Source organism: Succinatimonas hippei YIT 12066 (assembly GCF_000188195.1).
Taxonomy (GTDB): Bacteria; Pseudomonadota; Gammaproteobacteria; order Enterobacterales; family Succinivibrionaceae; genus Succinatimonas; species Succinatimonas hippei.
Genome location: NZ_GL831017.1, coordinates 16,019 through 30,196 on the forward strand (window position 1 = coordinate 16,019; position 14,178 = coordinate 30,196).

Annotated in this window: 13 protein-coding genes; 2 read left to right on the top strand and 11 right to left on the bottom strand. The window is 40.2% G+C overall.

The window, feature by feature from the left end; all coding sequences use genetic code 11:
• Window positions 1–48: 48 nt before the first annotated feature.
• From relA to era, 4 genes are read right to left on the bottom strand one after another with little or no spacing between them, the layout of a single operon-like run.
• Window positions 49–2,280, bottom strand: a complete 2,232-nt coding sequence (gene relA, locus HMPREF9444_RS06600) for a GTP diphosphokinase (protein ID WP_009143629.1) — start codon at window positions 2,278–2,280, stop codon at window positions 49–51.
• 11 nt (window positions 2,281–2,291) lie between these two features.
• Window positions 2,292–3,635, bottom strand: coding sequence for a 23S rRNA (uracil(1939)-C(5))-methyltransferase RlmD (gene rlmD, locus HMPREF9444_RS06605; protein ID WP_009143630.1), 1,344 nt, complete (start codon window positions 3,633–3,635; stop codon window positions 2,292–2,294).
• Window positions 3,636–4,376 carry a DNA repair protein RecO gene (recO, locus tag HMPREF9444_RS06610; protein ID WP_009143631.1) on the bottom strand — a complete coding sequence of 247 codons (741 nt, stop codon included), beginning with the start codon at window positions 4,374–4,376 and terminating at the stop codon, window positions 3,636–3,638.
• 5 nt (window positions 4,377–4,381) lie between these two features.
• Window positions 4,382–5,287, bottom strand: a complete 906-nt coding sequence (gene era / locus HMPREF9444_RS06615; protein WP_009143632.1) for a GTPase Era — start codon at window positions 5,285–5,287, stop codon at window positions 4,382–4,384.
• A 107-nt stretch (window positions 5,288–5,394) separates the two neighbouring features.
• Between era and HMPREF9444_RS06620 the strand changes: the two genes are divergently transcribed.
• Window positions 5,395–6,192, top strand: coding sequence for a glycosyltransferase family 25 protein (locus HMPREF9444_RS06620; RefSeq protein ID WP_009143633.1), 798 nt, complete (start codon window positions 5,395–5,397; stop codon window positions 6,190–6,192).
• Here HMPREF9444_RS06620 and rnc read toward each other — a convergent pair.
• From rnc to rpoE, 6 genes are all read right to left on the bottom strand, one after another.
• A complete protein-coding gene (gene rnc / locus HMPREF9444_RS06625) occupies window positions 6,166–6,867 on the bottom strand; it encodes a ribonuclease III (protein ID WP_009143634.1) in 702 nt (233 codons plus the stop codon). The two genes, HMPREF9444_RS06620 and rnc, sit on opposite strands and share 27 nt — an antisense overlap.
• Before the next feature lie 10 nt (window positions 6,868–6,877).
• Window positions 6,878–7,792 (bottom strand): signal peptidase I, encoded by a 915-nt coding sequence (gene lepB / locus HMPREF9444_RS06630; protein WP_009143635.1) that lies wholly within the window; start codon window positions 7,790–7,792, stop codon window positions 6,878–6,880.
• A gap of 3 nt (window positions 7,793–7,795) precedes the next feature.
• On the bottom strand, window positions 7,796–9,607 hold the full coding sequence (lepA, locus tag HMPREF9444_RS06635) for a translation elongation factor 4 (RefSeq protein ID WP_009143636.1): 1,812 nt from the start codon (window positions 9,605–9,607) through the stop codon (window positions 7,796–7,798).
• 194 nt (window positions 9,608–9,801) lie between these two features.
• A complete protein-coding gene (locus HMPREF9444_RS06640; RefSeq protein ID WP_040909360.1) occupies window positions 9,802–10,707 on the bottom strand; it encodes a sigma-E factor regulatory protein RseB domain-containing protein in 906 nt (301 codons plus the stop codon).
• Window positions 10,708–10,755: 48 nt separating this feature from the next.
• The gene (locus tag HMPREF9444_RS06645) at window positions 10,756–11,385 is read right to left on the bottom strand and encodes a sigma-E factor negative regulatory protein (protein ID WP_009143638.1); all 630 of its coding nucleotides are present in this window, start codon (window positions 11,383–11,385) and stop codon (window positions 10,756–10,758) included.
• A gap of 11 nt (window positions 11,386–11,396) precedes the next feature.
• Window positions 11,397–11,993 carry an RNA polymerase sigma factor RpoE gene (gene rpoE, locus HMPREF9444_RS06650; protein ID WP_009143639.1) on the bottom strand — a complete coding sequence of 199 codons (597 nt, stop codon included), beginning with the start codon at window positions 11,991–11,993 and terminating at the stop codon, window positions 11,397–11,399.
• 296 nt (window positions 11,994–12,289) lie between these two features.
• On the opposite strand from rpoE, the gene HMPREF9444_RS06655 reads away from it, so the two are divergent.
• Window positions 12,290–13,624 (top strand): ATP-binding protein, encoded by a 1,335-nt coding sequence (locus HMPREF9444_RS06655; RefSeq protein ID WP_009143640.1) that lies wholly within the window; start codon window positions 12,290–12,292, stop codon window positions 13,622–13,624.
• Window positions 13,625–13,729: 105 nt separating this feature from the next.
• Here the strand turns inward: HMPREF9444_RS06655 and HMPREF9444_RS06660 are convergent.
• Window positions 13,730–14,178: hypothetical protein (locus HMPREF9444_RS06660; RefSeq protein WP_040909361.1), on the bottom strand; the 449-nt coding region annotated here is incomplete at its 5' end.

Here is a 14,178-nt window from a genome sequence, read left to right on the forward strand (position 1 = left end):
ACCTTATTTTCCCAAAATTAATAATTTTTTATTCCTAAAAATTTTAAGTTACATTCTCTTAGCAGACTGCACTCTATCTAAATCATTTAGTTTAGTAATCATTCTGTTCATTGAATCAACATTAACAATCATCATGTCAATATCAATTATCGACAAATCCTTTGAGCGATCTATGTGAGAGCGAACTCCGAGCACATTAATCTTTTCATTGGCGATGATGGTAGTAACGTCTCTTAAAAGGCCTGAATAATCCTGAGCTACGACTCTTACAGTTATTGTATAGCCGCCAGCTGATGTGTTACTGCCCCACTCTGCCGTAACAACTCTTTCGGGATTTTTCTTTTTAAGCTCCGCAAAAGTACTGCAATCTGCTCTATGAATTGATATGCCGCGTCCTTGCGTTACAAAACCTGCAATCTCATCACCAGGGATAGGCTGACAACATTTTGCAATATGCGTCATTAAATTACCGACACCGTCAACTATGATAGCACCTTTATGCTGTTTTCTCTTATTAAGTAAAGCTGCATTTTTAGTCGCCATCAAATCATCGATGCCGATTTCTTTTTCGGCAACTTTATTTTTTGATACCCGTTCTTCAAGGTAACTTATGATCTGATTTAATTTAATGTCACCGGCACCGACTCCTGCATAAACATCATCAACTGTTTTAACATTAAAACGCGACAACTTATCTTTAATTAAAGATGCGACCTGATCTTTATTTAAGTTAAGTTCATGGCGCGAAACCTCTTTTTCAATTAAATCAGATCCTTCTTCAACATTCTTGTCATGATCGACTTTTCTAAACCAAGATAAGACCTTAGCACGGGCTTTTGCCGTACGTAAAAATCCGTTATCAGGATTCAGCCAATCACGTGAAGGATTAGGATTTTTCTGGGTAATTATTTCAACCTGCTCTCCGGTATTTAGCTTATAGGTATAAGGGACAATGCGTCCGTCAACTTTAGCTCCGATACAGCGATGTCCTACCATGGTGTGAACCTGGTAAGCAAAATCAAGCGGTGTTGAACCTGTCGGCAAATCAACAACCTCACCACGCGGAGTAAACACATAAACGCGATCTTCAAAAACCTGGGTACGAAACTCATCAAGAAGGGCACCTGATTCAACCATGTCATCACGCCACGCAAGCAGCTTACGCAGCCAATTGATGCGCTGCTCGACACCTGAGCCTTGACCTGAGCCTTCTTTATATTTCCAATGCGCAGCGACACCAAGCTCTGCCATCTGATGCATTGCCGCAGTACGAATTTGAATTTCTACTGCTTTATGCCCGTCACCGTACACCACGGTATGAATTGACTGGTAACCGTTAGGTTTAGGATTTGCGATATAGTCATCAAATTCACTTGAGATATGATGCCACCTGGTGTGAATAACACCTAATGCCGCATAACAATCCTGAAGCTTTTCAAGCACGACACGTACGGCGCGAACATCATAAAGCTCATTAAACTCAAGATGCTTTTTCTGCATCTTGCGCCAAATACTGTAAATATGCTTGGGGCGTCCGTAAACTTCACCGTGAATACCCGAACTTTCGAGTAGCTCTTTTAATTCTTTTACAAAGTTTTCTATATATCTTTCACGGTCAATACGCTTTTCATCAAGCTTATTGGCAATATCTCTATAAATATCAGGATGCAGACAGCGAAACGCCAGATCCTCAAGTTCCCATTTAAGCTGACCTATGCCTAAGCGGTTAGCAAGAGGTGCGTAAATATTGGCAATTTCTTTAGCAATTAAATTACGGGTCGCTACATCAGCATTTTTGGCCGCTCTTATTACCGCAATACGCTCGGCAAGTTTTATTACCACCGCTCTTACATCATCAACCATGGATAAGAGCATGCGACGCACTCTGTCTACCTGCTGATCGGTAGTTTTATCCGAATTTAAATTCTGCAGGAAGCGGATTGCCTCCATATCCTTTACGCTATGTAAAAGCTTACAAATGCATTGCCCGAAAGTTTCCTTAATTTCTTCGTCATTTAAAATTTTCTTTTCATAAGCAGGATACAAAAACGCCACCTGATAAGATTCAAGATCCATGCTTAAGGTAAGTAAAATCGAGACGATTTCAGCTGTTAAGCGTGAGTAATTATCAATGACAGTTTTATCAGTTGCGTGCATCTTATCTAAAACATAAAGGTAAGTGCGGTGCAGAATATCTTTTTCACTTGCAGGCAGATCTAATCTTTCACCCCAAGTTTCAAAATTAAACGAGGCACTATGAGTTTCACGTAAAGCGACCACTTAGATTTTCCTCACAAAGAAAAAACAGTCATTAACTCAATATGGGACGTACGCGGGAACATGTCAAGTGCTCCCCATGCTGTTATTTTATACCCTGATTTAATTAATTCACGAATATCGCGTGACGCAGCTAAAGGATTGCACGAAATCATTACAATTTTCGGTATTTTAAGCTTTGAAACAAACAATGCGGCCCGCTTTGCGCCCATTCGTCCCGGGTCTAAAACCACGGCATCATATTTAACTTTTGCCCACTGCTGTTTTTCAAACTCATCCTCAAGATCGGCAACTGCAAATTTAGCGTTATGAAGATCGTTTAACTCTGCATTTTTTTGTGCATCTTTAATCATTGATGACACGATATCAATGCCTAATACTTCAGCGCCTTCTTTTGCCAATGGCAAAGTAAAATTGCCAAGACCGCAGAAAAGATCTAAAACTTTCATGCCGGGATGCGGTTTTACCGCATCTAAAACCAACTTTATAAGATCTTTATTTACTTCTTTATTAACCTGCACGAAAGCCGTAGGTTTACAAATGATTTTACAGTCAGAAGCATTTATAAAAAGGGCATCTTCTTTATCCGTAAGTAAAATCTCTTTTATCTGCTCACTTGAATCAATTTCATGTTTGTAAGGAATGCCGACACTTATTACATAAGAATTTTCTTTACCAAAAGATCCAATAATCTCTAAATCAGCATCAGAAAGATTTTCAGTTACCCTTAAAAAGATACCAAGAGCACCGTCTGAATCAATAAATTCAAGATGTCCTAAATTACGCTTGCCTTGAAGCTTGTTTAAAAGCTCGACAACTTTAGGTATCGCTACATTAATTCTTTCACTTAAAACCTTACAGGTTGTAAGTGACACTAATTTTTGCGATTTTCCTTCTCTAAAACCGACCGTAACTTTGCCATGATCGATGCGAATCGCCAATCGACAGGCACGGCGGTAATTTAATGCATTGCTGTTTACAACAAAAGACGGAGTCTCATTCAGTGCAACTCCTGATTTTTTTAACAGCTGATAGAGTCCTTTTACTTTGTAGGCAAGTAAATCATTTTCTTTTATATAAGCTAAAGGACAGCCGCCGCAGCTTTCCTCAAGAGGACACTGTGATTTTGCTCTATTATCTGACTTATAAATATATTTAGTAACCTTTGCTTCACCGATTTTATCTTTTACTGCAACAGGTACTACACGGGCTTTTTCTCCGGGAATTAAATTATAAATAAACCATGTTTTATTATCTTTTTTGGCAACGCCGCGTCCTTGCAGATCCAAATCCACGCATTCAACTTCAAAAGCTTTTTGCGTAATTGTTTTAACTTTAGGTTTATAAAAAGTGACCATCTATTTATCCTTTGACTGTAAAAACGCCCGATAATAAGCGCGGCTTTTTATTTCTTTATTGTTTAATAGAGTTGATAAAGCTTTATTTGTAATTTTTTGCGCACATTTTAAAACATCGACACTTAGATATTGCTTATTTAAAAGCATGATAAGCTTTTCACTGGAAAAAACCTCAGAAAATTCCACAGATTCTGAAACTGATTTACAGTCAGAAACTTTGATAAAACCGCTATCAGGCAAAAAATGGTAAAAACAGCCTGACTGCAAAGCATTTCCGTCTTTATCCTCAAAACGGATGCCGTAGCCTAAAGAGTCTAAAAGGGCAAATTCAAACTCACGTAATGCTTTATCTAATGAAATTTTTTCTGAGATGCTTTTTAAAGTCTCAAGATACGAGGCAAATAATTTAGGATCGGAGTCCTTACTTTTATATAAATAATATAAAAGTTCATTTAGATATGACGCGCAGAAAATTTCCGGAACGGCAAAAGAAATAAGCTCGCCGCTTGGCTCAACATCATAAACCTGCCATAAATCGGATTTTCCCTGCTTAAACGACACCTTAAGCGGGAAAAAAGGCTGCAGTAAATATTTAAAAGAAGAACGTACTGTTTTTACTCGTTTAGCAATTGCCGCAACCCTGCCGTGATTTAAAGTAAAAAACTCAATGAGTAAACTATGCTCATGATACTCTCGAGAGTGAATCACAAAGGCAGGACTTGGCGGCAATAAGGTCAGCATCAGACCTATTTATCCTCAAAATCAGCGTATCCAAGGCTCTTTAAAGCACGCTCATCATCGGCCCATCCTGCTTTGACTTTTACAAAGAGATTTAAAAACACCTTGCTGTCAAAAAGCTTTTCCATATCAATACGGGCATCGGTGCCTATTCTTTTAATACGTGAGCCGCCTGCGCCAATAACCATTTTCTTTTGGCCGGCGCGCTCAACCAAGATCACGGCACTAATTCTCAGTAGATTTTCTTCTTCTTTAAATTCTTCAATCTCAACCGTGGCACTATACGGAAGTTCATCCCCCATCTGGCGCATTAGCTTCTCACGAATAAGCTCAGCAGCCATGAAGCGCGACGATCTGTCGGTAATACTGTCTTCAGAAAAACAATGCGGTCCTTCAGGCAAAGACTCAAACACAAGTTTTTTAAGATCGTCTAAATTTGTTGATCGTAAAGCAGAAACCGGAACGATTGCCTTAAAGCTTACTCTTTTACTTAAGCGTTCAATTAAAGGCAGCAATGTTGCTTTATCATGCAGTTTGTCGATTTTGTTTATAACCAACACCACAGGGACTTTGGTATTTTCAATCTTAGAAAATACCATTTCATCATCATCCGTCCACAGCGTGGCATCAACTACCAGCAAAATAAGCTCAACATCACCAAGAGCACTTTCGGCAGCTCGATTCATTAAACGGTTAATAGCCCTTTTTTCTTCTTTATGCAAACCCGGGGTATCAACAAATACCGCCTGATACTCACCTTGCGTATCAATACCCAAAACACGATTACGGGTAGTTTGCGGACGACGCGAAGTAATGCTGACCTTTTGTCCGATAAGATGATTCATCAAGGTCGATTTCCCGACATTAGGGCGACCGATAAGAGCTACAAAACCGAATTTTGAGCTATTCTCCATGAAGTTAACCTTTTGAATGCTTAAATTTCAAATTAAAAATAATGTGAACTATAATAGCATATAGTGTTTTATACCTATCAACATATTAGCTTGTAGTAGAGAAAACAATGCTGCCTATTTTTCTTGTAAGTCTTGAACATCATCAAAATCGACGTGATAAAGTTTTTGCCGGTTTACAAAAATACGGAATTAATGACGCTATTTGGTTTCCGGCCGTAAACGGCAACAAAGAAGATTTGACTAAGTTTAATATTGATCGTAGTAAGCATCAGAGATTTTGGCATAATATCATTTCGTGTTGCTCTTATAGCCGCGTTTATACCAACGGAGAGTACGGCTGCGCTTTATCACATTTACATCTCTACCAAAAAATCGTTGATGAAAATATTTCCGCAGCTTTAATTATTGAAGATGATGTAGTTCCGCGTAATGCAGACGTCACGGCATTTTTAGAGCAAATAAAAGATGTTCAGGAAAAAACCGGATTTGAAATTCTTTTTTTAGACTATGACGATAGGCTAAATTCATTTAGCAAAGCAACAATTTCTTTTGGCAGCATTCAAGTCAAGCGCATCGGAATTCCCAACTGGGATTGGCTGTTTAACCGCCGTAAAAATGTTTACAGAACATCTGGCTACATCATAACCAAAGAAGGAGCTAAAAAGCTTTTGGCCAAAGGCTATCCGGTCAGAATGCCGGCTGACATTCTGTCTGGTCTTATTGCTTACAATAAGCTTAATGCATGGAAAACTCTTCCCTTGACATTCGTTTCAACAGGAGAGCCGTCTCAACTTCAAAGATTCACCACCCTTCCTGAAAATCAGAAATCATGGCTTAGAAAAAACCTTACCTTAAAGAACATAAGGCGAGTTTTAAAATCACTTTTTAACAGCAAAAAAGTCTAACAGATGCTGTGCCGCAACTTGTTCGGCACGGCGTTTTGACGACCCTTTTCCTGAGAACTTCTCACTAACGCCTTCAACGCATACCTCAACGGTAAACACCTGATCGTTATCCGTTCCCGAGATATTTACTACTTTATACTGCGGCAAAGGTTTATGCTGTGACTGAAGCAACTCTTGCAGCGAAGATTTCGGATCTTTTTGATTGACTTTAGGGTTTATGGTCTTTAAACGGCTATGGAACCAGCTTAAAACGATTTGTCTTACCGTATCAAACTCTTCACCGCTGTCTAGATACATAGCGGCAATCACCGATTCAACAGCATCGGCAAGAAGCGAATCGCGGCGCGCGCCTCCGGTTTTAAGTTCGCCAGGGCCTAATCTTAAACAATTACCAAGTCCAAACTCACGGGCAAGCTCGGCAAGAGTAGTTTCACGCACCAAGGATGAACGCATTCTGGTTAAATCTCCTTCTGGGTTATGCGGAAACATCGCATAAAGCTTTTTGGCTATTACCATGCCTAAGATTGAGTCCCCTAAAAACTCAAGTCTTTCATTGTGCACGGGACCAAAACTTCTGTGCGTTAACGCCTGCTCAAGCAATGACAGATTCTGAAAAGCATAGCCTATAGTGATTTCCAATTGATGTAAGGCAAAGATATTTTTAGTTGCAGCCATCTTTTACTCCTTAATCAATTCCGCCGATGCGAGAGAAACGAATTGAGCTTGGAATAAAACTCGGCAGTAAATCATCAGGGCCGTTATTAAATTCAAGAGACAGCCAAATACCTACGGTTTTGCCGATAAGATATTCTTCAGGCACAAAGCCCCAGAAACGGCTGTCGCGGCTGTTGTCGCGATTATCGCCCATGACAAAATAATGACCTTCGGGAACTACCCAGGAGCCTAAGGTGGAGCCGGGCTGTCTGTAGTAGTACTGCAAGAATTCAGGAGCACGAGGGTTTATCATCGCTTCATGATTTGCCTTGCCTAATTTTTCTTTAAACAAGATGTAATTTTCCGCAAATCCAAAGCTCTCTTCGCTGTAGGTTCCTATTTCTTCAACTTCAAGACCTACAGGACTGTCGCAGCGCTCTGCAGTGCAGGCTTTTCTTAGATAAATTTTCTTGTTGCGATAAATTACTTCATCACCGGGAACTCCAACAACGCGCTTTATGTAATCAACATTGGTGTCCTCAGGATATTTAAACACCACCACATCACCGCGCTCCGGCTTGCCCGTCTCAATTAAAGTTTTATTGGTTAAAGGATCGCGTATACCGTAGCTCCACTTGGTGACGGCGATAAAATCCCCCGAAAGCAAAGTCGGCATCATAGACCCTGACGGGATACGAAACGGCTCGATAAAGAAAGAGCGGAATAAAAACACGAATAAGATTATAGGAAATAAAGAGGCAAGCTGACCTAAAAAGCCGCTAGGCTCCATCAGCTTTTTAAGCTCTTTTTTATCCGCATCAGGCTTTGCCTTCAAGAATGCTTCTTTATTTAACTTGCGATTGGGACGCAGCTTAAAAAAGTCATAGAAAAAGGCCGCTCCCGTGATGATAGTTGCTATCAGTAAAATTAATGCAAAAGTATTCAAGTTTTACTCCTTTCCGACTTTAAGGATGGCAAGGAAGGCTTCCTGCGGAACTTCAACGCGTCCTAACTGCTTCATGCGCTTTTTACCTGCCTTCTGCTTTTCAAGAAGCTTGCGTTTACGGGTAATATCACCGCCGTAGCATTTTGCCAAAACGTCTTTTCTTAAAGCTTTAACCGTGCAGCGGGCAATGATTTGACCGCCGATTGCCGCCTGAATGGCAATATCAAACATTTGGCGGGGAATAAGCTCTTTCATCTTTTCAACTAAAGCACGTCCGCGGGACTGTGCAATGGAACGGTGCACGATAATGGCAAGAGCGTCAACGCGTTCATTGGCGATAAGAATATCAACACGCACCAAATCCCCGCGCTCAAAACGCTTAAAGCCGTAGTCAAGCGAAGCATAACCGCGGGATACGGATTTTAACCTGTCAAAGAAATCAAGCACGACCTCAGACATCGGCAGTTCATAAGTAAGTGCCACCTGATCGCCGTGATAAACCATTGAAGTCTGCACGCCGCGTTTTTCCTGACATAAGGTCATGACGGGACCGACATATCCTGTCGGCATCAGCATGCGGCACTCGGCAATCGGCTCGCGGATTTCTGAAATATTGCTTATAGGCGGCAATGCTGCCGGACTGTCGATATGGATTGTTTCCCCTGAAGTTAAGAGGATTTCATAAACCACGGTAGGCGCCGTGGTAATAAGATTTAAATTATATTCACGCTCAAGACGCTCCTGGATAATTTCCATATGGAGCATACCCAAAAAACCGCATCTGAAGCCAAAGCCCAAAGCCTGAGAGTTTTCCGGTTCAAAGAATAATGAAGCATCATTTAAAGAAAGCTTGTCAAGCGCATCTCTAAAGGCATTGTAATCATCGGTATCAACCGGAAACATTCCGGCGTACACCTGAGGTTTGGCCTTTTTAAAACCGGGCAATGGTGCTTCAGCCGGATTTCTGGCGTGAGTGATGGTGTCGCCGACAGGTGCTCCGTGAATGGTTTTAATACCGCAGACTACCCATCCTACCTCGCCGCAATTTAAAACGTCGACATCAACGCGTTTTGGAGTCGAGATGCCGAGACGCTCCACGTCCCAGTTCTGACCCGTACTCATGACCTTAATTTTGTCGCCTTTCTTTAAAGTTCCGTTTTTAACACGAACCAAGGATACGACACCTAAATAATCATCAAAATAAGAATCGATGATTAAGGCCTGAAGCGGGGCGTTAGGATCGCCTTTGGGCGGAGGGACCATTTCCACCAGGCGCTCAAGAACATCAATAACGCCGACACCGGTTTTAGCACTGCAGCGACAGGCATCATGAGCCTCAATGCCGACGATATCTTCAATTTCATCAATTACTTTGTCAGGATCGGCTGCCGGCAGATCAATCTTATTTAATACGGGAATTACCTCCAAATTAAGATCGATTGCCTGATAACAATTGGCAAGAGTCTGCGCTTCAACGCCCTGTCCTGCGTCAACTACGAGCAAAGCACCTTCACAGGCAAAAAGCGAACGGGACACTTCGTAGGAAAAGTCAACGTGGCCCGGCGTATCAATGAAGTTTAATTCATAGATATTGTTGTCTTTAGCTTTATATTTTAAAGTCACCGCCTGAGCTTTAATCGTAATGCCGCGCTCTCGCTCAATATCCATCGAGTCGAGAACTTGTGACTGCATTTCACGCTCGGTAAGACCGCCGCATTCTTGGATGAAGCGATCGGATAGAGTGGATTTGCCATGATCGATATGGGCAATAATGGAAAAGTTACGAACAAAGCTCTGATTGTAAGCAGTTGACATAAAAAACCTTATAAATCGCGATCAGATAAAACTCTTATTTTAAATTTCAGAAATAATTTTACTATTTTAAGTACGTTAGGCACGTCTGCCGCAACGCAGCAAGATTTTATCAAATCATAAAGAAAAATAAGCGTTTTTCTATGAAAAAGCCATGTCTTTTTACGCTTATTTTTCCATTTTTACCGTTTAGCTCTTCAGCGGGGCAAATCCGACAAAACCGACTCGGCAAAAAGGATAGGAATTTCACCGACTACGGCATATTCATAATCACCCGAGCTTTTCCTTAAGATACTGATGGTACCGTTAGTCAAAGCAGGAATAACCACCGAAATTTTAACATTTTTATAAACTCTAAAAGTCGTAAGACCGTCAGAGAATAACTGATACGGAACAAAAGCTCCGTTATCTTCAATTTCACCTTCCTCAACAAGTTTATATTCTTTCGGAATATTAAGCTCAGGCCAGATTTCAAGAAAAGAGTTCTCCTCTTTATTGTTCACCGAATTCTGTTCGCTTAAATTGTCAAATACGCTTAAATCAAGATTTAAACCGTCAACGGGGCTTACGGAATTTACGGTAATTTTGGTAATGATGCCGGAATTGGGCGACAACACCGCAAGCTCCACCGGCATTGCGCTGACATCGTCTTTGGCGATTAAATAACCGTAACGATATGAATCTTTAGGCGCAAGACGTATTAAACTTACCTTTTGTCCGGCAACTCGCGTTCTTCCGGTTAAAACGCAGGAAAAACCGGTTAAATCAGTGTCGGAATTAAATAGTCTATCCCAAATTAAAGTCTGATGCCAAGTAAGCGGTCCGGCATATTCTTTGTCCTGATTGAAATCAAAACCCACATCACCCTTTAAAGCGTAACCGCGGATTTCACCGTTTAAGTTTTCCCAATATGAAATGCTTTTATTGTCTTTATAAATATGCAGTAAACGATGCAAGGTCATGCCAGAGCTGTTTGATACACTTACCGTCATCTGTTTTTCAGCTTTTAAATAATTGGTGCGCAATTCATTAAAAGCGCTGAAGCATTTTGCCTCTTCCGTTTGAGCAAAACTATTTGCGGCATAGAAAAAAGTAAGGAGCATTAAAGCTCCTTTTACTAACAAACTTTTAATCATAAATTTAAACAATCGTTATTTTAAAGCGGTATTAAGCACGTAACCTTTTACATATGAATTGACGCGCTCAATTTCTTTTTGGCACAGCTCTTCAAGCTGCTTGGCATTTAGCTGTCTGTGCTCTACGACAGAGGCACTTTCGCGCGGCACTTGATTCATATGAATTACCGCTTCATGATCGTCGCTTTGGAAACTTGCAAGATTCAAACCGCCGACAGCTCCCATGGTACTCGTGGAAGCAGGCTCAATAATGCCTGAAGTTTCACCGGCGCTATAGGTCTGCCAGCCTACAACGGTAACCATAGCGACCGAAGCTGCAACGGCAATTTGAGTAAAGTATAAAGAAACTTTCTTAAAGAAGGCAGGAACCTTGAAAGTTGAAGTATCTGCAATCTCCTTAGGCTGCTCTTCAAGCACTTTTTCTTCCTTAGCTTCAGCTGCAATCGCCGCCATTACATTATCGGCAATTGACATGTCAACTTTTTCAGGAAGCTCATCACGTAAAGCGCTGCCGATTAAGGACCAATTATCAAGATGGGATTTCAGCTTTTCATCATTACAATCAAAAGCCTCATCAAAATGCTCTCCGTCATAGATTTCGGAAAGTTTTTCCGAATCGACTATGTTGCGCTTGGCGTCTGTCATATAAATTCTCCTCAGTTGCCTGAGATTTTCGCCATTTGTTCTTCAATGAACTGTCTGGCTCTAAAAATTCGGGATCGGACCGTACCGATCGGAGTTTTCATAATTTCGGCAATCTCGTCATACGATTTGCCTTCTATTTCCCTAAGCATGATTGCCTGCTTAAGGTCGCTTGGCAGCTCATTTAAAGCTTTAAAAATAACTCTTTTAAGCTCGTCCGACTCTATAAGCCGGTCAGGAGACTCATTGGAGGTCAAAACTCCTTGAGTATCTTGAGATTCAAACTCCGGAGCATCTACATCTACTGCGTAGCGATGCTTTGAGTTGCTCTCAAGAAAGCTCTTTGCCGTGTTGACCGTAATACGGTAAATCCACGTATAAAAAGAGCACTCTCCTCTAAAACTGCCTATAGCTCTGTAAGCTTTAATAAAGGCTTCCTGAGCTATATCGCTGGCGTCCGCCTGATTATTCGTAAACTTTAAAGCGACGTCGCGAATTTTGTGCTGATACTTGATAACCAACAGGTTATAAGCTTGGGAATTGCCTTTCTGGACCTGTTCAACGATTAGAGCATCGTTTTGAGCTTTGTCGTTAAACATCTGATTTTCCATTAATACAATTCCTACACACTATTTAAGACTGGGAGAATTAAAAAAAGTTTCAAAAAAGTTTTCAAAGTATACAAAAATTTATGAAAAGAAGGGGAAAAAGATCTAAAACAGATAATAGGAGTCAACACTGCATATGCGGAGAAAACAAGAAAATTGATTGTGCTGTTACCCATTACATAGAAACACCTCCGCATACGCTGAAAAAACTTTAAAGAAGAGTTTTTACTTTGCTGATTATTAATAAAAATGTGATAATAGAACACAAAAATATCAATAAAAATGTGAATAACTAAACTATGAAACGATTTATTTTAAAAAAGTTAATAGCCTGGAAAAATTCTCCATATCGCAAGCCATTAATCTTAAAAGGAGTACGACAGGTCGGTAAAACATGGATCCTTAAAGAGTTCGGGAGAAATTATTATAAAAACATCGCGTATTTTAACTTTGACGAAAATGAAGAATACAAACAATTTTTTGAAACAACCAAAGACGTAAACCGCATTCTGCAAAATTTAATGTTTGCAAGCGGCCAAAAAATTGTACCGGAAAATACCCTTATCATATTTGACGAGATCCAAGACTGCCCTAAGGTTATAAACTCTTTGAAGTATTTCTGTGAAAATGCTCCGCAATATCACATTGCTTGTGCAGGCTCTTTATTGGGAATTGCTCTGGCAAAACCTTCTTCTTTTCCGGTAGGGAAAGTCAATTTCATGCAGATAGATCCTATGACTTTCTCAGAATTTCTAATTGCTAACGGTGATGAAAATCTTGCTGCATATCTGGAAAATACAAACACTATTGAACCTATTCCTGATGCTTTTTTCAATCCCCTTTATGAGAAGTTGAAAATGTACTATGTTACAGGAGGCATGCCTGAATCTGTGCTGATGTGGACAAACGCACGGGATGTTTCTGCTATGCAAGAAGCCCTATCAAACATTATTAATGCTTATGAGCGTGACTTTGCAAAACACCCCAATATCAGCGAAGTTCCTAAAATATCCATGATCTGGAAATCTATACCTTCTCAGCTTGCAAAAGAAAACAAAAAATTCATTTATAAAGTTGTCAAAGAAGGCGCAAGAGCTCGTGAATACGAAGATGCCCTGCAGTGGCTTATAGATGCGCGTTTAGTGCATAAAGTTTACCGCAGTAATGCTCCCGGACTTCCTATTGCTGCTTACGATGATCTGTCTGCATTTAAAATTTATCTTGTAGACGTAGGTTTGCTTCGTCGTTTGGCACATCTTGCTCCCACTGCATTCGGTGAAGGCAACCGCCTATTTACTGAATTTAAAGGAGCATTAAGCGAAAACTTTGTCCTGCAGTCTTTGCTGACACAATTTGAAGTGGCACCTCGTTACTGGACGCAAAACAATCCTCCCTATGAAGTAGATTTCTTAATTCAAAGAGAAAACGACATTTTCCCTGTAGAAGTCAAAGCAGAAACCAATATATCCGCCAAAATCCTTAAAAAATTTAAAGAGCTATTTCCGGATAAAGTCAAACTTAGAATACGCTTTTCTTTAGATAATCTTAAATTAGATGGTGATGTATTAAATATTCCTTTGTTTATGGCAGATTATACCGATCGATTAATTGGACTTGCTTTAAATAAACAATAATTTTTAGACAAAGATTTTACATCTTCATGATCTTAAGCATACGAAAAAGCAGCCTCAATCGTAGTCTTCATCGGGGCTTTTGCTAAAAATTTCATATCCATGTCCTTAAGCATATGAAAAATGAGTCTCAATCGTAGTCTTTATCGGGGCTTTAGCTAAAAATTTAATCACTGCTTCAAAGCTTTTAAACTCTTCTGCCCGTTGTTTTGAAGTTTGTGATTTTCGGTATTGATTGGCAAGATTTCGGATTAAAAGAAGATTGTGCTTAAGTATACGGATATTGAGTTTAAAAAGATTCACGCAAACCCCGTCCCACCACGTGTCACAGTTGACGAACACCTTGTACATGGATATGTAATACTGTTGTTTTTCATCAAGATAAAGGTAGATAAGGTATTTTATGATTGCGGCGATAAGACAAGCCTGCACCATTGTATAGACTATGGTGAGATAAGAAGTATTGACGCCTCTTAAATTTATCCCCCTTTTAAGACACTTGAATAGGATTTCTACCGACCACCGCAGCTTTTGGATTAATACTGCATATTGTGCCG

What these genes read in the sequence shown, in the direction of transcription:
- rlmD (WP_009143630.1), bottom strand. Translation starts at nt 3,635, where the DNA reads ATGGTCACTTTTTATAAACCTAAAGTTAAAACAATTACGCAAAAAGCT.
- recO (WP_009143631.1), bottom strand. Translation starts at nt 4,376, where the DNA reads ATGCTGACCTTATTGCCGCCAAGTCCTGCCTTTGTGATTCACTCTCGA.
- era (WP_009143632.1), bottom strand. Translation starts at nt 5,287, where the DNA reads ATGGAGAATAGCTCAAAATTCGGTTTTGTAGCTCTTATCGGTCGCCCT.
- HMPREF9444_RS06620 (WP_009143633.1), top strand. Translation starts at nt 5,395, where the DNA reads ATGCTGCCTATTTTTCTTGTAAGTCTTGAACATCATCAAAATCGACGT.
- rnc (WP_009143634.1), bottom strand. Translation starts at nt 6,867, where the DNA reads ATGGCTGCAACTAAAAATATCTTTGCCTTACATCAATTGGAAATCACT.
- lepA (WP_009143636.1), bottom strand. Translation starts at nt 9,607, where the DNA reads ATGTCAACTGCTTACAATCAGAGCTTTGTTCGTAACTTTTCCATTATT.
- HMPREF9444_RS06640 (WP_040909360.1), bottom strand. Translation starts at nt 10,707, where the DNA reads ATGCTCCTTACTTTTTTCTATGCCGCAAATAGTTTTGCTCAAACGGAA.
- HMPREF9444_RS06645 (WP_009143638.1), bottom strand. Translation starts at nt 11,385, where the DNA reads ATGACAGACGCCAAGCGCAACATAGTCGATTCGGAAAAACTTTCCGAA.
- rpoE (WP_009143639.1), bottom strand. Translation starts at nt 11,993, where the DNA reads ATGGAAAATCAGATGTTTAACGACAAAGCTCAAAACGATGCTCTAATC.
- HMPREF9444_RS06655 (WP_009143640.1), top strand. Translation starts at nt 12,290, where the DNA reads ATGAAACGATTTATTTTAAAAAAGTTAATAGCCTGGAAAAATTCTCCA.